Origin of the sequence: Mangrovicoccus ximenensis (assembly GCF_003056725.1) — a bacterium.
Classification (GTDB): Bacteria; Pseudomonadota; Alphaproteobacteria; order Rhodobacterales; family Rhodobacteraceae; genus Mangrovicoccus; species Mangrovicoccus ximenensis.
The window spans coordinates 1-18,153 of sequence record NZ_QBKZ01000012.1 but is presented as its reverse complement, the minus strand read 5'-3'; the positions used below and the strand labels follow the sequence as shown (position 1 = coordinate 18,153).

Annotated in this window: 21 protein-coding genes and 3 pseudogenes; 14 read left to right on the top strand and 10 right to left on the bottom strand. The window is 67.1% G+C overall.

All coding sequences use genetic code 11. From position 1 onward, the window contains the following. Positions 1-152 precede the first annotated feature (152 nt). Positions 153-836, bottom strand: coding sequence for a transcriptional repressor LexA (lexA, locus tag C7T91_RS13220; protein WP_108259654.1), 684 nt, complete (start codon positions 834-836; stop codon positions 153-155). Positions 837-915: 79 nt separating this feature from the next. Beyond that, positions 916-1,086, bottom strand: a pseudogene (locus C7T91_RS35630) (molybdopterin molybdenumtransferase MoeA); the annotation flags it as partial. A gap of 29 nt (positions 1,087-1,115) precedes the next feature. On the opposite strand from C7T91_RS35630, the gene C7T91_RS13215 reads away from it, so the two are divergent. Then, complete coding sequence (locus C7T91_RS13215; RefSeq protein WP_236638224.1) at positions 1,116-1,427, top strand: substrate-binding domain-containing protein; 312 nt, start codon at positions 1,116-1,118, stop codon at positions 1,425-1,427. Positions 1,428-1,436: 9 nt separating this feature from the next. On the opposite strand, the gene C7T91_RS13210 is transcribed toward C7T91_RS13215, so the two are convergent. The 4 genes and pseudogenes from C7T91_RS13210 to bglB all read right to left on the bottom strand — a co-directional run bounded on the left by C7T91_RS13210 (position 1,437) and on the right by bglB (position 5,382). Further along, positions 1,437-2,735 carry a TRAP transporter large permease gene (locus C7T91_RS13210; protein WP_108259652.1) on the bottom strand — a complete coding sequence of 433 codons (1,299 nt, stop codon included), beginning with the start codon at positions 2,733-2,735 and terminating at the stop codon, positions 1,437-1,439. A gap of 3 nt (positions 2,736-2,738) precedes the next feature. After that, positions 2,739-3,251: a TRAP transporter small permease gene (locus tag C7T91_RS13205; RefSeq protein ID WP_108259651.1), complete on the bottom strand. Its 513-nt coding sequence runs from the start codon at positions 3,249-3,251 to the stop codon at positions 2,739-2,741. Beyond that, positions 3,251-4,107: pseudogene (locus C7T91_RS13200) on the bottom strand (TRAP transporter substrate-binding protein). Before C7T91_RS13200 ends, C7T91_RS13205 begins: the two are co-directional and overlap by 1 nt. 150 nt (positions 4,108-4,257) lie before the next feature. Further along, entirely contained in the window at positions 4,258-5,382 is a 1,125-nt protein-coding gene (gene bglB / locus C7T91_RS13195) for a beta-galactosidase BglB (protein WP_236638220.1), read from the bottom strand. 209 nt (positions 5,383-5,591) lie between these two features. Between bglB and C7T91_RS13190 the strand changes: the two genes are divergently transcribed. Next, complete coding sequence (locus C7T91_RS13190) at positions 5,592-6,425, top strand: IclR family transcriptional regulator domain-containing protein (RefSeq protein WP_108259650.1); 834 nt, start codon at positions 5,592-5,594, stop codon at positions 6,423-6,425. Between the two features lie 184 nt (positions 6,426-6,609). Here the strand turns inward: C7T91_RS13190 and C7T91_RS40385 are convergent. Beyond that, positions 6,610-6,861, bottom strand: a pseudogene (locus tag C7T91_RS40385) (IS1634 family transposase); the annotation flags it as partial. 242 nt (positions 6,862-7,103) lie between these two features. Here C7T91_RS40385 and C7T91_RS13180 point away from each other — a divergent pair. The 9 genes from C7T91_RS13180 to C7T91_RS13140 are packed head-to-tail and all read left to right on the top strand — an operon-like array spanning position 7,104 to position 13,010. Next, positions 7,104-8,234 (top strand): phage tail sheath C-terminal domain-containing protein, encoded by a 1,131-nt coding sequence (locus C7T91_RS13180; RefSeq protein WP_330848841.1) that lies wholly within the window; start codon positions 7,104-7,106, stop codon positions 8,232-8,234. Then, entirely contained in the window at positions 8,231-8,746 is a 516-nt protein-coding gene (locus tag C7T91_RS13175; RefSeq protein ID WP_108259648.1) for a phage tail protein, read from the top strand. Before C7T91_RS13180 ends, C7T91_RS13175 begins: the two co-directional genes overlap by 4 nt. Before the next feature lie 7 nt (positions 8,747-8,753). Further along, a complete protein-coding gene (locus C7T91_RS32560; protein WP_161555884.1) occupies positions 8,754-8,930 on the top strand; it encodes a hypothetical protein in 177 nt (58 codons plus the stop codon). Beyond that, entirely contained in the window at positions 8,931-9,629 is a 699-nt protein-coding gene (locus C7T91_RS13165; protein ID WP_108259646.1) for a CIS tube protein, read from the top strand. It abuts the gene before it with no gap. After that, on the top strand, positions 9,626-10,816 hold the full coding sequence (locus C7T91_RS13160; RefSeq protein ID WP_108259645.1) for a phage late control D family protein: 1,191 nt from the start codon (positions 9,626-9,628) through the stop codon (positions 10,814-10,816). The genes C7T91_RS13165 and C7T91_RS13160 overlap by 4 nt, the downstream gene beginning before the upstream one ends. Then, on the top strand, positions 10,809-11,303 hold the full coding sequence (locus tag C7T91_RS13155; RefSeq protein ID WP_145962876.1) for a phage baseplate assembly protein V: 495 nt from the start codon (positions 10,809-10,811) through the stop codon (positions 11,301-11,303). The genes C7T91_RS13160 and C7T91_RS13155 overlap by 8 nt, the downstream gene beginning before the upstream one ends. Beyond that, a complete protein-coding gene (locus C7T91_RS13150) occupies positions 11,300-12,214 on the top strand; it encodes a hypothetical protein (RefSeq protein ID WP_108259643.1) in 915 nt (304 codons plus the stop codon). The genes C7T91_RS13155 and C7T91_RS13150 overlap by 4 nt, the downstream gene beginning before the upstream one ends. Position 12,215: 1 nt before the next feature. Further along, positions 12,216-12,611, top strand: a complete 396-nt coding sequence (locus tag C7T91_RS13145) for a DUF4150 domain-containing protein (RefSeq protein ID WP_108259642.1) — start codon at positions 12,216-12,218, stop codon at positions 12,609-12,611. Between the two features lie 3 nt (positions 12,612-12,614). Then, complete coding sequence (locus tag C7T91_RS13140) at positions 12,615-13,010, top strand: GPW/gp25 family protein (RefSeq protein ID WP_108259641.1); 396 nt, start codon at positions 12,615-12,617, stop codon at positions 13,008-13,010. A 204-nt stretch (positions 13,011-13,214) separates the two neighbouring features. Here the strand turns inward: C7T91_RS13140 and C7T91_RS31595 are convergent, their stop codons facing one another. From C7T91_RS31595 to C7T91_RS13125, 3 genes are all read right to left on the bottom strand, one after another. Continuing rightward, a complete protein-coding gene (locus C7T91_RS31595) occupies positions 13,215-14,222 on the bottom strand; it encodes an exo-alpha-sialidase (RefSeq protein ID WP_236638223.1) in 1,008 nt (335 codons plus the stop codon). A gap of 100 nt (positions 14,223-14,322) precedes the next feature. Next, positions 14,323-15,051 (bottom strand): FadR/GntR family transcriptional regulator, encoded by a 729-nt coding sequence (locus C7T91_RS13130; protein ID WP_108259640.1) that lies wholly within the window; start codon positions 15,049-15,051, stop codon positions 14,323-14,325. 88 nt (positions 15,052-15,139) lie between these two features. Then, positions 15,140-15,604, bottom strand: a complete 465-nt coding sequence (locus C7T91_RS13125) for an SDR family oxidoreductase (protein ID WP_108259639.1) — start codon at positions 15,602-15,604, stop codon at positions 15,140-15,142. Positions 15,605-15,748: 144 nt separating this feature from the next. Here C7T91_RS13125 and C7T91_RS13120 point away from each other — a divergent pair, with 144 nt between their 5' ends. The 3 genes from C7T91_RS13120 to C7T91_RS13110 form a co-directional block, all read left to right on the top strand. Beyond that, entirely contained in the window at positions 15,749-16,459 is a 711-nt protein-coding gene (locus C7T91_RS13120; RefSeq protein WP_236638219.1) for a vWA domain-containing protein, read from the top strand. A 355-nt stretch (positions 16,460-16,814) separates the two neighbouring features. Further along, the gene (gene rplO, locus C7T91_RS13115; protein WP_108259638.1) at positions 16,815-17,336 is read left to right on the top strand and encodes a 50S ribosomal protein L15; all 522 of its coding nucleotides are present in this window, start codon (positions 16,815-16,817) and stop codon (positions 17,334-17,336) included. 104 nt (positions 17,337-17,440) lie between these two features. After that, on the top strand, positions 17,441-18,153 hold a 713-nt coding region (locus C7T91_RS13110), incomplete at its 3' end, for a preprotein translocase subunit SecY (protein ID WP_145962874.1).

Below are 18,153 nucleotides of genomic sequence, written 5' to 3'. Positions count from 1 at the left end.
GACGGACCTGCCGGTTCAGGAGATGCGTCCCTGCATCTCCTGACCGAACGTGCTTCGCTCGGGGAGCAGGGCAACCTCTGGTCCGGGGGGGGGGGGCGTTCGGCCGGCAGGGCGCCAGCCGCCGGAATGTTCGGGGAGCGGCTTGCCCCGGGTCAGTACGTGCGGATCAGGCCGACCAGCTTGCCCTGGATCTGGACGCGCTCTTCGGGATAGGTCTGGATCACATAGGCGGCATTCGCGGGTTCCAGCGCGATGGTGCGGCCGCGGCGGCGGTAGCGCTTCAGCGTGACGCTTTCGTCGTCGATCTTGGCCACCACGATTTCGCCGTTCTCTGCCGCCGAGGTTTCGCGGATCACCACGATGTCGCCGTCATTGATGCCGATGTCGATCATCGAGTCGCCCTGGACCTCCAGCGCGTAGTGATTGCCGCCGCGGCTGAGCATGCTGCCCGGCACGGTGACGGCCTCTTCCTGGCGCACGGCCTCGATCGGGCCGCCGGCCGCTATGCGGCCCTGCAGCGGGATGTCCCAGGCGCCGCCGCGCTCGACCTGCATGGCGCCCGACGGGGCCTCGCCGCCCGAGCCCTGGATCACCCGCGGGGTGAAGCCCGGGGCGGTCATGTTGTCGGGCAGGCGCAGGATCTCGATGGCCCGCGCCTTGTGCGGCAGGCGGCGCAGATAGCCGCGCTCTTCCATCGAGGTGATCAGGCGGTGGATGCCGGATTTCGACCGGAGACCGAGATGGTCCTTCATTTCATCGAAGGAGGGCGGGACGCCGTCGCGGCTCTGCCTCTCATGGATGAATTCGAGGAGCTCGAGCATCTTCTTGGTCAACATCTGCCGGTGCCATTTCCAGGTTCTGGTTTAGTTTGACAAATGTTCTACGCGCGTTCCCTGTTTGTGTCAACATCGCTTCCTAAAGCGATATGTAGTCGACGAGCTCTCCTTTTGCGTGTGCGGGGTCGCGCGGGGCGCGCACCAGCAGCGCCTGGGCGGCGGCCAGCACCGAAAGCAGGCTCGAATCCTGGTCGGGCAGCGCCGCGATGCCGTCCGGGCCGAGGGTGGCGCGCATGTAATGCTCGCGCGGACCGTTGGCGGCAGAGCGGCCGCGCCGCGCTGGCCGAACTGATCGAGCGGCACGGCTTCGCGGGCGGCGTGATCCAGTGCAGCTCCGACCAGTCGGCGCATGGCATCCTGACCGAGGCGCGGGTGCGCGGGCTGCGCGTGCCGGCGGATGTGGCGGTGATCGGTTTCGGCGACCAGGATTACGCCGCCTTCACCGACCCGGCGCTGACCACCGTGCGCGTCGACCGCGACCGTCTGGGACGGGCCGCGGCCAAGGCGATGCTGACGAGATTCCGCGGCGAGGAAGACCCCGAGCGCGTCACCGATATCGGCTTCGAGGTGATCCGCCGGGCCTCCGCCTGATCTCCGGGCTCAGAAGCCGAGAGCGCGCGGCAGCGCCATGGTCAGGGACGGCACGTAGGTGACCAGGAAGAGAAGCGCGAAGAGCGCGATGTAGAAGGGCGCAAGCCCGCGGATCGCCTGCTCCACCCGCACCTTCGCCACGCTCGCGCCGACGAACAGCCCGGTGCCCACCGGGGGCGTGATCGTGCCGATCGCCAAGTTGAACACCATGATGATGCCGAACTGCACCGGATCGACGCCGACCTTCTGGGCGATGGGCAGAAGGATCGGGGTGAAGATCAGGATCGCCGGCCCCATGTCCATGAAGCAGCCGATCACCAGCAGCACCAGATTGATGATCAGGAGGATCACGATCGGGTTGTCGGAAACGCCGAGGATGAGCTCCGAGATCGCCGCGGGAATGCCGGTCAGCGCCATCGCGAAGCTGAGCGTCGCCGAGGCCGCCAGCAAGAGCATGATCGTGCCGGTGATCTGCGCGGTTTCCAGCAGGAATTCCGGGAAGGCGGAGACGGGCCGGGTGCGGTGGATCACGAAGGTCAGGAGCATCGTGTAGATCACCGCGATCCCCGAGGCTTCCACGGCGGTGAAGATGCCGAAGATGATGCCGCCGATCACGATGACGATCATCAGGAGGCTCGGGATCGCCTCGGCAGTGATCTTCAGAGCGGCGCGCCCGCCGGCCCAGGGCGTGGTCGGATAGCCGTTCTTCCAGGCGTAGAGCGAGGCGATCGCCATGATCACCAGCCCCCAGAGCATCCCCGCCACTGCGCCGCCGAGGAACAGCGCAGCCACCGAGGTGCCGCCCGAGACCAGCGAATAGATGATGAAGGCCGTGGTCGGCGGGATCAGCATGCCGGTCGGCGCCGAAGCGATGTTGACCGCGGCGGCGAAGCCCGGATCATAGCCCTCCTGCTTCTGCATCGGCACCATGACGCCGCCGATCGAGGTGGAGGCCGCGATGGCCGAGCCGGAAATGCAGCCGAAGAGCATGTTGCCCGCGATGTTGGTCTGCGCCAGCGATCCGGGGATGCGCCCGGCCATGAGCTTGGCGAAATTGACGAGCCGCAGCGCGATGCCGCCTGAATTCATCATCACGCCCGACAGGATGAAGAACGGCACCGCCAGGAGCGAGAAGCTGTCGAGCGCGGCGAACATCTTCTGCACGCTGGTGAAGAGCGCCATATCGAGCGGCGCCACCATCGAGACGGCAGCCAGCGCGGCTGCGGTCAGCGCCAGCGCCAAAGGCAGACCGAGCGCGGTCAGGCCCGCAAAGACGCCGAGCAGGATGAGGCTTGCAGTTCCGGCCAAGGGTCAATCCCCCCAGTTGAGCGCCGCCTCCACCTCGCCCGGCCGTTCGCGGCGCTGAAGCAGGAGGTCGGCAAAGTTGAGGAGCGCATAGAGCGAGATGCAGAAGCCCGACACCGGCAGCGCGGCGTAGATCGCGGACATCGGCAATTGCAGCACGGCGGTGGTCTGGCCCGAGGCGATCTCCATCGCCCTGAGGCCGCCCATCCCCATCACCACGATGCCGAAGATCAGGAAGCCCGCGGGCACAGCCATGTCGAGCACGCGGCGCAGCCCCGGCGCGGAGAAGTCGCGCAGGAGCGTCACCGCCATATGGGTGCCCCGCCCCGTCGAATAGGCCGCTCCGAGCAGGGACAGCCAGACCAGGCCGAAGCGCAGGATTTCCTCGGAGAAGGTCGAGGGGTCATTCAGTGCGTAGCGGCTGAAGACCTGCCAGGCCAGCACGGCCACCATCGCCGCCAGCAGCAGGCAGCAGGCCGTGCCCACGATCCCATCAAGCAGGCGGCGAAGGACACGCATCAGTCGTCAGCCTCGGCCCGGATTGCCTCGAAGAGCGCGTATTTGGCAGGCTCCGCCTTCAGCTCCTCGTACATCGGCGCGACGGCCTCCTGGAACTGGGCCACGTCGGTCTCGAAGAACTCGACGCCCATCTCCTCGGCCTTGGTCTTTTCGGCGGCAATCGCCTCGGCCCAGACCTGTTTCTGGAACTCGGTCGACTCCTTCGCCGCCTCTTCCACTGCGGTACGGTTGCCGTCCGACATCCGGTTCAGCGCAGCCGAGGAGATCAGCACGATGTCGGGGATGCGGGTGTGCTGGTCATAGGTGTAGTATTTCGCCACCTCGCCGTGACGCGCGATGGTCAGCGCGTACTCGTTGTTCTCGGCACCGTCCAGAACGTCCTGCTGGATCGAGGTATAGACCTCGGCCTGGCCCATCGCGATCGGCGCGGCGCCCAGCATCTGCACCATCTTGATCGAGGTCGGGCTCTGCATGACGCGGATTTCTTGCCTTCCAGATCCGCGACGCTCTTCACCGGCCCGTCCTTCAGGTAGAAGCTGCGCGCGCCGGAATTGTAGTAGGTCAGTCCGACGAAGCCCTGGTCCGCCGTCGCCTGGTAGACCGGCGCCATCACGTCGGCGCTGTCCATCGCCGCGTAGAAATGGTCCTCGCCGTCGAAGAGGTAGGGCATGGAGAACACGCCGTAGATCGGTGCGAAGCTCTCCATCAGGCCGCCCGAGACCTTGGTCATGTCGAGAAGCCCGCCCTTGACCATCTCGACCAGCTCGCGCTCGCCGCCGAGCTGGCTGTCGGGAAAGAATTGCACGGTGACGTCGCCGCCAGTCTTCTCCTCGACCAGCTCGGCGAATTTCTCCATCGCCTCGATCGTCGGAGTCGCGTTCGACGCATAGGCAAAGCGCAGCGTATCGGCATGGGCGATGGCGGTCGACGCCATGAGCGCGGCGGCGCCCAGAATGGTCCTGGTCATTGAAACTCCTCCCAGATTTTCGTTTTCAGGCGCGCGGCCTCAGATATAGCTGCGCAGGTATTCAGACAGGGCGAGGATCGCCATGGCTTGGCCGTAAGGCATCGAGGTAAGGGCAATGTCGCGGTAGAATTGCAGGTCTTCGCCCATTGCGGTGCCGAAGCTGACCTGCTTCAGCTCGCCATCCCCGTCGATATTGGCAATCACCCCCTCCATGGCACGCTCGGCCACGGCGAGATATTCCGGAGCCAGGTAGCGTTTCCGCACCGCCTTCATCAGCCCATAGGCGAAACCGGCCGTAGCCGAGGCCTCCAGATAGCTCTCCGGATCATCGACCAGCGTGTGCCACAATCCAGAACGGTCCTGGCTCTGCTTGAGGAACCGCGCCTGCCGCTCCAGCGTCGACAGCAGATGCTTGCGGATCGGGTCGCCCTCGGGCAGGTCGAGCATCTCGATGAATTCCGGGATCGCGATGGTCACCCAGCTGTTGCCGCGCGCCCAGAGTGCCCCGGCGAAGTTGTGGCGCTCCTCGAAGGTCCAGCCGTGGAACCACATGCCGGTTTTCCGGTCCGCAAGGTACTGGGTGTGGACCAGGAACTGGTACTTGGCTTCCTCGACATATTCCGGGCGGCCCAGGACCTGGCCGATCCGCGCCAGCGGCAGGACCGACATCATCAGCGTGTCGTCCCACATTTCCTGGTGGTTCACGTCGTTGTAGACGATGTGCTGCAGCCCGCCCTCTTCTGTACGGGGCATCTCGTGCATCACCCATTCCGCCCAGGTCTCGAGGTAGGGCACCCAAACAGGATTGGCGTCGCGCGCGTAGAGCTCCGCCATGGTCAGGAAGGGCGCTACGGTGTTGATGTTCTTGGTCGGCGTGCCTTCGGCCAGCCTTGCGTCGAACCAGTCGCGGATGATCTTCATCGTCTCCGCGTCGCCGGTCTGCTGCCAGAACTTGTGGAGTCCGTAGAGCCCGACGCCATGGGTCCATTCCCAGCCGGCCCAGCCCTTGGTGTCGATGACACGGCCATCCTCCAGCCGCAGCAGGAACTCGCCGGTCGTGTCTTCGATATTGACGAGGTTGTCGGTCAGCCGACCGATCAGCCCCGCGACCTCCTCGCGGCTGTGGCGGCGGGTCTTCTGCATGAGCAGCGGGTGCATGGTCATCGGGGCCTCCTCCAGATCGCCGTAAATTTTTCTGAAACGGCGTTTCGAAAATGAAGGAACCATAGTCAGCTTCATTATGCAACTGGATTCTTTTCCTGACCAGTTCACGCATTATCCAACAGATACGGAGAGTTATCCCAGAAGACTGGACAAGGCGAAAAAATTCTGCAAAAAATCCGGAACATGATTTCATAATTATCGGGACAGCTATGACCGCCGGACGCCCGCCGAAAACCGAGAATGTCGCCGCCGTGATGAAGGTCTTCGCGGTGCTGGAGACGCTTGCCGAGACCGGCCATGCCGGGCTGGCGGAGATCGCGCAGACCGCCATGACCTCCAAGTCGACGGCGCACCGCCTGCTGCAGACAATGGTCGATCTGGGCTATGTCGAACAGGAGCCGGACACCGAGCGCTACGGGCTGACGCTGAAGCTTTTCGGCCTCGGTGCGCGGACGCTCAAGGGCCAGGAGGCGCTGCTGACCGTCGCCGATCGCGGCATGGGCCGACTGAGCCGCGCCTTCGGCGAGTCGGTCAACCTTGGGGTGATGGACAGCCGCGACCAGCGCGTCGCTTATATCCACACTTACGATTCCGCCTATGCCCTGTCGATGCAGGCGCCGCTGGGGATGCGAAACCCGCTCTACTGCACCTCGCTCGGCAAGGCGCTCCTCGCCTGGCGCGATCCCGTGGAGATCGAGGAGCGGCTTGCCCGGATGGAGTTTGGGCCGCGCGCGCCGCGCACCATCACCGATGCCGCCATCCTGCGCGCACAGCTTCCGGAGATCCGCGCACAGGGCTATGCCGAAGAAATCGAGGAGGCCGAGGCAGGCGTCCGCTGCATGGCCGCTCCGGTCCTCGACCATCGCGGCCGCTCCATCGCCGCCGTTTCCTTGGCCTTTCCGCTTTTCCGCTTCGACGAGTCGCGGAAACATGACTACGTCGCGCTGCTTCTCGAGGTCACGCGCGAAGCTTCCGAAGCTCTTGGATATCGTCCCGCCAGAACCGAAGCGCCCCTGTCCCCAGCCCTTCCCGGTCAGCCGTAGCCGAGGAACAGCCTGGAATAGGCCGGCCTGAGGGCCTCTGCAGCCGCCACGATCCGGTCAAAGTCGCCCGAACGGGCGGCTGCCGCGAATTCCGCGGCCGACATGCGGAACGCCGACGAAAGGGCAGTATACTCGTCGCTTCCGGCCGCCTCAGGCGGCGGTGCGGAGAGCAGATCCCGCGCGAGATCTCGTGCAGCGCGAAGACATCGCCATGGGCCCGGGCGCTGTCGGAGATGACTTCGGAGGCAGTGTTACCGGTGCGGCCGAGGGCGCGGTTGAGCCCGCTGATCAGCGGATCAAGCTTGCGGGGCGTCAGCTCTTCGATGCGGCCGAGATTGGCGATGACGCGGTGGCGCACCTTTCCGTCCTCGTTGCGGTAGCCCTCGACGAGCTGGAGATAGCGGCGGCCGCCGGACGTGGTGATCTTCGTGTACATGCCGCAACGCTATCATGGCCATGGAAATACGATCAATGGCATTCGAGATGACGCGTGCCACAACACCACTTCCGGAAATGGCACCATTCCGACCGATCAACCCTTTGATTTTACAAGACCCGCCTGTGCGAACAGGCCAATTTCGAGCTTCCAACTGTCGAAGTTCGGGCGCCTCGGTGAAACGGCTCTTCCTCATTCGTCTGCTCCTTCGAGGTTGAGCAGACTCTACATCAGACTGAGGGATCTCGCGGGGGGCAGGTCAGCGAGTTGAAGCCACCGGCACACCCGGAGTAACCACCCGATTTGGACCGCCTTGCAATTTTCAGCTCCGCGGGCGTGTCACCGGCACGACCGAGGCCGGCGAGACCGTGCCGCTCGCGGGCGTGACCGTCGATGTCTCGGGCTCCGCCGCGCAGGCACTCACCGATGCCGGAGGCGGCTTCCACCTGACCGGCCTGCCGATGAGCTTCGTCACCCTGCGCCTGACCCGCGCCGGCTTCGAGCCGCTCGAATACCGCGTCCAGCCCACCGCCTTCGCTTCCGCCGAACCGGCCGAGATCGCCATGGTCCGGATCACCGTGCCGCGCGCGCTCGGGCCGGACGAGATCCTCGCCGTGCAGCAGGCGATGGGCAACCCGGCCATCGTCGGTGCCTGGAAGGTGGCGATGGCCGATCCGGTCTCGGCGGAGGTCCGGCTCGATGCCCTCCTGACCTGGCGGGCGCAGCTCGGCGACCAGCCGCGGCTCGGCTTCTTCGCGCCCTGGATCACCGTCTCCGGCGATGACGGCATGCTGGCCGTTCCGCCTTCGGGCCATGTCTGCGGCGCCTTTGCCGCCGCCGAGCGCGGGCAGGGGATCCAGCGCTCGGGCGCCAATCTGAGGCTGCGCCATGCCGAGGGCGTGACGCTCCCGATCAATGACGCCGAACAGGCCGGGCTGAACCCCGCGGGCGTCAATGCGATCCGCGCCTTCCCCGGCCGCGGCCTGCGCGTCCATGGCACCCGCACGCTCGGTGCCGATCCCGCGATGCGGTTCCTCACAACCCGGCGCATCCTCGACGCGGTGGAGAAATCGCTCGAACGTGCGCTGCAATGGATGGTCTTCGAACCGAACAACGTGATGACCCGCGCCGCTGCCGAGCAATCTGCCAGCCGCTTCCTCGACCGGCTCTGGCGCGCGGGCGTGCTGGCGGGCGCCGCCCCCGCCGCCGCCTACCGCGTCAAATGCGATCTGGAAAACAACCCCGACGAGGGCCGCGAGGCCGGGCGGCTGGTGATCGACATCGGCATCGCCCCTGCGGAGCCCTACGAGTTCATCCTGTTCCGCCTCGGCGCGGCGATGGATGCCGTCAAAGTCACGGAGACCCCGTCATGATCGATCTCGGGCCGCTCCCGGCCTTCAACTTCTACATCTCGCTGATCGAGGACCCGGACGGCCCCGCCGCCATCGCCTCGGTCGCGATGGATTTCGTGCTCGGCGGCTTCTCGGAATGCTCGGGGCTCGAAAGCGAAATCCAGATCGAGGAATACCGCGCCGGCGGGCAGAATGACCGGGTCTACAAGTTCCCGACCCGCGCGAGCTTTGCCAACATCACCCTGACCCGCGGCACCGGCTTCGGCGAGGACCTCTATCTCTGGCACGAGAGCTTCCTCAAGGGCGAGGGCAAGCGGCAGAACGGGCTGATCTTCCTCGCCAACGAGCTGCGCGTGCCGATCAAGATCTGGAGCTTCGAGAACGGCATCCCGGTCAAGTGGTCGGGTCCGGCGCTGAACGCGTCGAGCTCCGCCGTGGCGATCGAGAAGCTCGAGATCGCGCATGAGAAACTGTCGCTGGTGGCCAGCCCCGGCAAGGCGCTCGGCGACCTGAAATCCATGGCGGGGTTCTGAGATGGACGTGCAGATCAACGAAATCGTCTCGACCGTCACCGTGGTGGAACCGCAGCTCCTGCGCGATCCGCGCTTCATCCGCCAGGTCGTGGCAGCGGTGAAGGAGGAACTGGCCCGCGAAGAGCTGGAGAGCCGCCGCCGCATGGCCGATCGGCAGGCGGCGCAGGCAGGGGAGGGGCGCTAGATGGCGGCGAAGCTCTCCTTCCAGAAGATCGACCTCAAGGGCGACAAGATCGGCGACCCGATGGAGATCGACTATGCGCCCGCCGAACTGAGCTTCGCCAAGGCCGCGCAATATGCCGAAGTCGCCATTCCGGGGCTGGAACAGCCGCTCCTGCAATTCGTCCGCGGCGATGCCGAGACCCTGTCGATGGAGCTGTTCTTCGACTCGACGAAGGACGGCACCGGCGCCGATGCGGTCGCCGTCACCGACACGGTCGAGGCCTTCCACCGGCTCGTCACCATCTCCGGTCCGCTCCATACCCCGCCGCTGGTCGAGGTCGCCTGGGGCCAGGATTTTCCCGGCACCGCCTTCGGCGCGACCGAGCGTCCGGCCCAGAGCTTCCGCGCCGTTGTGCTGTCGGTCAACCGCCGCTTCACGCTCTTCAACCCCGACGGCAAGCCTTTGCGCGCGGTCGTCTCGCTGAGCCTGAAGCAATACGTCACCATCGCCGACCAGTACCAGGAGGTGAACCCGCAGAGCGCGGACCACACCCGCATCCATGTCGTGGCCGAAGGCGAGACCCTGCCGCTGATCGCCCATGACGCCTATGCCGATGCCCGCGCCTGGCGGGTGATCGCGGATCACAACAACCTGTCCGATGCCCGCGCCCTGACGCCCGGCGCGGTGCTGGAGCTGCCGCCCCTGGGAGTGCCGCGATGACCGCCGAGACCTTCATCGGCGAGGTCAAGTTCATGACGCCCGCCTTCCAGATCGTGCTGAACGGCCAGCGCGCCGACGGGCTGGTGCTGCGCGACGTGCTGGAGGTGTCCTTCACCTCGGATCTCGAAAACGTCGACAGCTTCGAGTTTGTCCTCAACGACTGGGACCCGGTGGCGCGCCTGCCGAAATACTCCTCGCCCTGGGGGCCGACCGGCCAGCCGCTGAAGCTGTCCGAAAGCGGCCCCGACGTGCCGAATTTCGAGCCGGGCGCCGAGGTCGAGCTGCATATCGGCTATCTGGAACAGGGCGAGCTGACGCTGGTGATGAAGGGCGAGGTGGTGTCGCTGGCGCCGGGCTTCCCGGCCTCGGGCGCGCCCACCTGCCGGATCCGCGCGCTGAACAAGTTCTTTCGCGGGCTGCAGAAAATCTACGTGGCCAAGAATTACGACGGCACCGACAAGGCAATCATCGAAGCGCTCTGCCGCGACAACGGCGTCAGCCTGTCCATGGCGAGCCCCGAGAACGAGGGCGAGACCCGCCAGAGGGTCGAGGTCGACGGCTATCTCTATGACGAGATCGCCAAGCGCGCCAAGGGCTACGGCCTCTCGCTGGCCACCGGCATCGGCGCGGATGGCAGCGACATGCTGATCCTGTTCGATGCCGCCCGTGCCGCAAGCAATCCGGTGGCGGAGTTCGTCTGGGGCCGCTCGCTGGTCAGCTTCACCCCGGCGCTGTCGGCGGCCGCGCAGTATTCCGCCGTCGAGGCCCGCGCCCAGGATCCGCGCCAGTCGGGCGACGCGCAGAACGTGTCCGTGACCAAGACCTGGTCGGATATCGGCCTGGCGGCCGATGCGCTGGGGCCGTCCGGCCAGGCCGATCTGGAAACCGCGGTGAAGGGCATGGTCAAGGTGATCAAGCCTTCGGATGCGCGCAACGAGGAGGGCGCCGCCAAGGCCGCCGAAAAGGCGCTGCGCGAGATGGCGGAGACGCTGATCACCGGCTCGGGCTCCTGCGTCGGGCTGCCGACGCTCCGGGCCGGGATGCGGGTGACGATGGGGGGGATGGGCGCGCGCTTCGACGGCACCTGGCAGGTGACGCAGGCGACCCATGCGCTCGGCGGCTCGGGCTACACCACGAGCTTCCAGGCGCGGAAGGAAGTGCTGGACGGAGGGTCGGGGTTTGGCTGAGGCGGGACTGGCATTGGGACGGGTGATCGACACCGAGGATCCGGAGGGGCTGCTGCGCATCCGCGTGCAGCGGCTGGACCGGCCGTCGGGCGTCGAAAGCGACTGGATGGAGATCGTCCGGCCGATGGCCAGCGACGGGGCGGGGGTGGTCACCATGCCCGAGATCGACGATGTCGCGGTGATCGCCCATGTCGGCACGCGGCCGATGGTGCTGGGCTTCGTCTATTCCGGGACCCAGACGCCCCCGGTCACGGACGTTCAGGAACGGGTGATCCAGACCCCGAACGGCCACAGGATCGTCCTGGCCGACAACGATGCCGACGGCATCACCATTGCCGATGCCCATGGCAACGAGATCGTCATGAACAGCGAGGGGATCACCATCACCTCGGCGGGCAAGATCGCGGTCAGTGCCAACAGCACGGTCGAGCTGGAGGCCTCGGCCACCACCACCATCAAGGGCGCCACCGTGGAGCTGAACCCGTGAGGATCGAGCTCCCTTCCGGCCGCCCCTGGGGCGCGATGGCGATGGCGGGCACCACCGTCGCCGGCGGCGAACGGTTCTCGGGCATTCTGGTGGTCAAGTCCGCCTACCGGCTGGCCGGGCCGGCCGGCAGCGTCCGCGAGATGGCCGAGCACGAGGATGCGGGCCGCCATGCGCTGGTCCTGGCCGATGAGGGCATGACCTACGTGGCCGAGGGCCAGGCCGATACCGACGATGACGGCGACATCGACGGCGATGACGAGCCGGTCGATATCGAGGTGCTCGACGTGACCCGCGAGTCCGACATCGCCCCGGAGAAGGCGCGCACCGACATCGCCGTGCTGGGCTGGCTCGGCACGGACGAGGGGGCGGTGACCGTCGCGGGCGACATCTGGATCGCGCGCAGCCCCGGGATCCTGCCGGTGCGCGATCTCGGCCGCAACCTGTTCGGTTTCCACCCGCGGACCGAAGCCGGACGGATGCTGGCGGAGGACACCGACCCATGGGACCCGGAGACGGACAGCCTGCCGGTGCCGCTGCCCGCGCATTACACGGCCGCCTTCCAGAATTTCTACCGCCGCTCGGCGGGCTTCTCGACGCCGGGAAACCGCAACCTCGCGGGCCTTCCGGCCGGGGCGGTCGTCGCGGTGCACCAGGCCGAAGACGCGTCCGATGACGGCTATGCCTTCCGGCTTCCCGCGCTGTCGCTCTCGGCACGCTACCGCGTCTGGTGCGGCCACGGGCCCGACCTGCCGCGGCACTGGCGGATCGGCCAGATCGGCGCGCTGCGCGCGGACACGCTGATCGTCGACCCGGGCAACGACACGGCAGAGATCCTCTGGCGCGCGGCCTGGCCCTGGGCTGCCGAGGACCCCGCCACCTACCGCAGCATCCAGATCCTGGAGGACACCTGACATGGGACAGCCGATCACCGTGACCGAGGGGCTCTGCATGGCCTTTCCCGATGTCCTGCTGACCCCGGTCCCGGCCAGCCCGCCGGTGCCCTTGCCCTATGTCAACCTCGCCGATCTCGGCGGGGCGGTCGACACGGCAACCACGGTCAGCGCGGGCGGCAAGCCGGTGGTGCTGCAATCGAGCCGGATCCCGACCTCCTCGGGCGGCGAACCTGGCACGTCGGGCGGTGTCAGCTCCGGCACCTTCAACATGGCCTGCACCTTCACCACCGCCTCGGCCACGGTCTTCGCCAACGGCCAGCCGGTCGTCCGCATGGGCGACACCACCAGCCAGAATGACGGCAACGCGGTCGGCACGGTGCTGGGCGGGCTGCCGACCGTGCTGGTGGGGGGCTGAGCCATGGCGGAGTTCCTCGGCACCGGCTGGCAATTTCCGATCCGGGTGAACGGCCGCGGCGGGCTCGGCTGGGCCTCGGGCGCCGAGGCGGTCGCCCAGGCGATCTGGGTGATCCTGTCGACGCCGCGCCGCTCGCGCATCATGGAGCCCGATTTCGGCTGCGGCATCCATGATTTCGTCTTCGCGCCGAACACCGCCGCCACCCGGGCCGCGATCGAGACCGAGGTGCGCCGCGCGCTGATCCGCTGGGAGCCGCGCATCGACGTGCTGGCGGTCCGCGCGACCGAGCACCGCGACGCGCCGAACACGCTCCTCGTCGAGGTCAGCTACCGCATCCGCGCCAACAATGCGGCGCATAACATCGTCTATCCCTTCTACATCAACGAAGGCGCGGCATGAGGACCGGACCATGACCCTGACCCCTCCAAATCTCGACAGCCGCAGCTTCGACGACCTGGTGAAGGAGGCGCGCGACCGCATCCCGCGCTTCACGCCGGAATGGACGAATTTCAACGACAGCGATCCCGGAATGACGCTGGTCAAGCTCCATGCCTGGATGACCGAGACGATCCTGTGGGAGCTGAACCGCGTTCCCGAGCTGAACTACATCAAGTTCCTCGAACTCGTCGGCATCGACCGCCGCCCGGCGCGGCCGGCGCGGACGCGGCTGAAGGCCGAGCTCGACAAGCTCGGCGCGCCCGGCGATCCGCTGGTGGTCGATGTGCCGCTCGGCGCGCGGGTGGCGGTGGACGATCCCGGGCTGGAGCGGGAGCTGGTCTTCGAGACCGATACCTCGCTGCGGGCGATCAATGCCGAGATCGCCGCGGTGATCGTGCCTTCGGGCGCGCTCTCGCCGGCGCGCAAGCTGGTCACCGCCTGGGAGGACGGGCTGACCTGGCTGCACAATTTCGACCCGCTCGCTGATGCCGCCGTCGGGACGGCGATGTATGTCGGGCTGCTGCTGCGCCCCAATGCCAAGCCGCCGATGGACCAGTATTCCGAGGACCGGATGCCCGCGGGCACGCTGGCGCTCCATGCCGACACGATCGAGGTGCTGGACGAAGCGGCAGGCGGGGCGGAAGAGATCGTCGAGGGCCCGGCGTCGCTGCGCTGCGCCAACCCGACCGATGCCGGCACGGCGGCGGACCGGTTGGAATGGCAGGCCTTCGCCGGGGATGCCGCCGCCGAGGGGCTGTTCTCGGATGGCAGCGACGCGGGCTGGCGCGACCTCGCGGTTTCGGGGCGGAGCCGGTCGCCGTCGAGATGCAGCTCGGCCATCCGCACCCGGCAGGTGTCCTGGTTGCCCGAGGCCTGCGAGGTATGGAACAGCCAGAGCCGCCCGTCGGGCGCCGGAAAGATCACCGGGTTCTGCTCGGAATGGGCGGCATCGTCGCTGAGCTGGGCAACCGGGCCCCAGGCCGGCGCGCCGGGCCGCAGCACGGCGGCGCGGATGCAGATGTCGGACTTGCCCTCGAGCGAGCCGCCGAACCAGGCGCAGAGCACCGTGCCGTCGACCAGGCCCGCGAGGAAACTGGCATGGTTCTGCACAACCGGCGACGGCAGGAACGCCTCCTCGCGTCCCTCCTCGACCAGGCGCAGCGTTCCGGTCATGTCCCGGGCAATCTCTTCGACCAGCATCGGCGATCCTCCTCTTTCCCGGGGATCTGCCCATGCCGGAGCCACTTTGTCAATAAATTTGTAAAGTCGTAATCTACTTGTAATTCCGCATGCGCAGGTCGATGAAGCCGCCGCCGAACAGCCGGTCGCGCGACTCCGTCAGATGGCCGCGCATCAGCATTTCGGCCTTGTCCGCGTCGCGCGCCCCGATCGCCGCCTTGATCCCGCTATGCTCGCCGAGCACGCGGCGCAGCGCCTCGGCCCCGTCGGTCATCAGCGACTGGCCATGCATCTTCATGCCGACATTGATATGCTCGCGCAGCGCCCGCATGGTCGCCTCGAAATAATGGTTGTTGGCCGCCCGCGCGATCGCCAGGTGGAAGGCGAAATCGGCATCCTCGCGGTGCTGCAGCGAGCCGGTCGCGTCGCGCATCAGCTGCAGCGCATCCTCGATTCCCTGCAGCGCCCTGTCGTCATGGCGCTCGGCGGCCAGCCGCGCCGCCTCGGTTTCGATCACCAGGCGGAACTCGTAGCAGCGCTGGATGTCGGCCAGGCTCTCGACCTTGGCGAAGCCCATCGGCGCCGAGACCGGCAGCCGCACATAGCTGCCCGCGCCCTGGCGGGAATAGATCAGCGACTCCTCCCGCAGCCGGTCCATCGCGGCGCGCAGCACCGGCCGCGACACGCCGAATTCCTGCGCCAGCGCGGTCTCGGCCGGCAGCTTCTGGTTCGACGGATAGTCGCCGTTCGATATCCGCGTGTAGAGCAGGTGATAGACCTTGTCCGCCAGCGTGCCTTTCGCCCGGGCGCGTTCCTCAGCCATTGCACTCTCCTGCCTGCACTTTTCCGACGTCCCGTTCTAGCGGACCGGCAAACTTGTCCGCAACTTGGAAACCACTGCGCGGCGCGCGTCAGAGCGACCCGCCGCCGCAGATCACGAGGCTTTGACCGGTGATCGCGCCGGCATCCGGCCCGAGCAGGAAAGCGACCGTGCCCGCGACCTCCTCCGGGCGGACCATCCGCCCGACCGGCGGCATCTTCGGCCGCTCGGCAGCGCGCGCTGGATCGCGCAGCATGGGTGTATCGGTCGCCCCGGGCGCCACGATGTTGACGGTGATGTCCGGCGGCACGGCGGGATCGGCGTGGAGCATCAGCGTCTGGCCGGGCATGGCACCGGCGTCGACCGCGGCGGCCAGCAGGGCATCCGGATCGAGCGGGTCCTGCCCCGCGGGGGCGTCCACGGCTGCCCGGACCATGACTTCGGTGATCTGCGGCTGGTAGGCCAGCAGCAGCCCGGTGGCCGACATCAGGAAGATCAGCACCCCGGCAACCGCGCCGGTGGCGAAATGCGCCCAGAAAAGGAATTTTCGAAACATGGCTGGTCCCCGCAATTTGCTCCGCCCCTGCAACGCCGGGACCGCGCGCGTCCGTCGCGAAAAGTTGCGGCAAAGTCAAACATCCGCCCAAAGTCGCAAGTCAGCACGCTTGCCCGGAGGCCGGGGGCGGCGCAGAGTTTCCCAATGCGCATGCTGTATCCGGTCCTTGCCCCGCTCCTGGCCCTGATCCTGCCGGCTGCCCTTTCCGCCCAGGAATGCAGCCGGGATGCCATGGTCGTGTTCGACGGCTCGGGGTCCATGTCGGAGATGGGGTTCAACCAGCTGTCCGAGCCGCGCATCTTCGAGGCCCGCCGGGCGCTGCGCCTGGTGATGCCGCGGCTCGACGGGCTCAGGCGGATCGGGCTGATGATCTATGGCCCGGGCGCAGGGGCGACCTGCGAGAACATCGAGCTGCGCTTCCCGCCGATCGCGGATGCCTCCGGCCCGGTGATCGCGGCGGTCGAGGAGCTGCAGCCCGATGGCGAGACGCCGCTGACCGAGGCGGTGCGGCGGGCGGCGGTGCTGCTGACGCAGGATGGCGGCACCGGCGACGTCGTTCTGGTCACCGACGGAAAGGAAACCTGCGGCGGCGCGCCCTGCGAGCTGGCGGCGCATCTGGCGGCGGAGCATCCCGGGCTGAAGGTCCATGTCATCGGCTACAAGGTGCGTGGCGAGCGGTTCCTGTGGGACAAGGACAGCAGCAACGACTATACCGACGCGCAGTCGGCCGCCCGCTGCCTGGCGGAGCAGACCGGCGGCGAGTACATCTCGGCCGAGACGGTCGAGCAGCTGATCTCCGCGCTGCAGGTGACGCTGGGCTGCCCGCTCTACGGCATGCTCGGAAAATCCGGCTGAACACGGCGTTGCCCGCGGGGCGGACCGGTGCCATTGGGAGCTGGGACCTTTCAGGGAATTCCGCCATGGCTGCCGCCGGCACTCTTGCTCCTGGCTCTTCACGCTGATCCTGCCGTCCGCGCCGCCCGGACATGGCGGCGGCTGCCGCAGGTCCTCGCGCCCGGCCAGTGCTGCCACATGGAGACGGCGACCGGGCCGGTGCATTGCCGTTGAGGGCAGGCCGCCAAGCCCCTTGATCCCTTCAGGCACAGGCTCTATACGCGCGCGGTGGTCCGCATGGATCCGAATCCACAAACAAGAAGAGCCGTGGCTGATCCATCCGCTTCAGGGGTCATGTCCGGCAAGGAGAAGCGACATGAAACTTCACGAACTGCGCGACAATCCCGGTGCAGCCCGCAAAGCCAAGCGCATCGGCCGTGGTCCGGGCTCGGGCAAGGGCAAGATGGGCGGCCGCGGCATCAAAGGCCAGAAGTCCCGTTCGGGCGTGGCGATCAACGGCTACGAAGGCGGCCAGATGCCGCTCTACATGCGTCTTCCGAAGCGCGGCTTCAACAAGCCGAACCGGAAGTCCTTCGCCGTCGTCAACCTGGGCGTGCTGCAGAAATTCATCGAAGCCGGCAAGATCGACTCCGCTCAGCCGGTGACCGAGGACGTCCTGGTCGCATCGGGCCTGGTGCGCCGCAAGCTCGACGGCATCCGCGTCCTGGGCAAGCTGGCCGGCACCGTGGACGAGGCAGGCAACCTGACCGAGACCGCCTTCGCACAGAAGATCGACCTGCAGGTCACCGCGGTTTCCGCTTCGGCGAAGGCCCTGATCGAGCAGGCCGGCGGCTCCGTCACCGTGACCGCCCCGGCGGCCCCTGCGGCAGAAGCATAATTGCTTGTGAGCGGGGCATGCCCCGCTTACTACTTCCACAGGTTTTCCAAGCGCCGCCGACCGGGAACCCGGTTGGGCGGCGCTGTCGTTAATAGAGAGGCGCAATGGCTTCAGCAGCGGAACAGATGGCGCAGAACCTCAGTTGGGGGGCCTTCGGCAAGGCCACCGAACTGCGCCAGCGGATCCTATTCACCATCGGTCTCCTGATCGTCTACCGGCTGGGAACCTACATTCCTGTCCCGGGCATCGACGGCGCGGAACTGCGGGCGTTCATGGAACAGGCGACCTCCGGGATCGGCGGCGTCCTGAACATGTTCACCGGCGGCGCGATCAGCCGGATGGGCATCTTCGCCCTCGGCATCATGCCCTATATCTCGGCCTCGATCATCGTCCAGCTCCTGGGCGCGATGTGGCAGCCGCTGATGAACCTCAAGAAAGAGGGCGAGGCGGGCCGCAAGAAGCTGAACCAGTACACCCGCTACGGCACGGTCGCGCTGGCTCTGGTGCAATCCTACGGCCTTGCGATGTCGATCGAATCCGGCGGCCTTGCCCATGATCCGGGCTGGTTCTTCCGCATCGGCTGCATGATCACGCTGGTCGGCGGCACCATGTTCCTGATGTGGCTGGGCGAGCAGATCACCGCCCGCGGCATCGGCAACGGCATCTCTCTGATCATTTTCGTCGGCATCATCGCCGAGATCCCCGCCGCCCTCGCGCAGTTCTTCACCCAGGGCCGTGCCGGCGTGGTCAGCCCGGCGACGATCTTCCTCGTCATCGCGATGATCATCGTGACGATCGCCTTCGTGGTCTTCATGGA

What these genes read in the sequence shown, in the direction of transcription:
- C7T91_RS13140 (WP_108259641.1), top strand. Translation starts at nt 12,615, where the DNA reads ATGGCGGAGTTCCTCGGCACCGGCTGGCAATTTCCGATCCGGGTGAAC.
- C7T91_RS13205 (WP_108259651.1), bottom strand. Translation starts at nt 3,251, where the DNA reads ATGCGTGTCCTTCGCCGCCTGCTTGATGGGATCGTGGGCACGGCCTGC.
- C7T91_RS13160 (WP_108259645.1), top strand. Translation starts at nt 9,626, where the DNA reads ATGACCGCCGAGACCTTCATCGGCGAGGTCAAGTTCATGACGCCCGCC.
- bglB (WP_236638220.1), bottom strand. Translation starts at nt 5,382, where the DNA reads ATGACCATGCACCCGCTGCTCATGCAGAAGACCCGCCGCCACAGCCGC.
- C7T91_RS31595 (WP_236638223.1), bottom strand. Translation starts at nt 14,222, where the DNA reads ATGACCGGAACGCTGCGCCTGGTCGAGGAGGGACGCGAGGAGGCGTTC.
- C7T91_RS13120 (WP_236638219.1), top strand. Translation starts at nt 15,749, where the DNA reads ATGCGCATGCTGTATCCGGTCCTTGCCCCGCTCCTGGCCCTGATCCTG.
- C7T91_RS13130 (WP_108259640.1), bottom strand. Translation starts at nt 15,051, where the DNA reads ATGGCTGAGGAACGCGCCCGGGCGAAAGGCACGCTGGCGGACAAGGTC.
- C7T91_RS13145 (WP_108259642.1), top strand. Translation starts at nt 12,216, where the DNA reads ATGGGACAGCCGATCACCGTGACCGAGGGGCTCTGCATGGCCTTTCCC.
- rplO (WP_108259638.1), top strand. Translation starts at nt 16,815, where the DNA reads ATGAAACTTCACGAACTGCGCGACAATCCCGGTGCAGCCCGCAAAGCC.
- C7T91_RS13175 (WP_108259648.1), top strand. Translation starts at nt 8,231, where the DNA reads ATGATCGATCTCGGGCCGCTCCCGGCCTTCAACTTCTACATCTCGCTG.
- C7T91_RS13190 (WP_108259650.1), top strand. Translation starts at nt 5,592, where the DNA reads ATGACCGCCGGACGCCCGCCGAAAACCGAGAATGTCGCCGCCGTGATG.
- C7T91_RS13165 (WP_108259646.1), top strand. Translation starts at nt 8,931, where the DNA reads ATGGCGGCGAAGCTCTCCTTCCAGAAGATCGACCTCAAGGGCGACAAG.
- lexA (WP_108259654.1), bottom strand. Translation starts at nt 836, where the DNA reads ATGTTGACCAAGAAGATGCTCGAGCTCCTCGAATTCATCCATGAGAGG.
- C7T91_RS13125 (WP_108259639.1), bottom strand. Translation starts at nt 15,604, where the DNA reads ATGTTTCGAAAATTCCTTTTCTGGGCGCATTTCGCCACCGGCGCGGTT.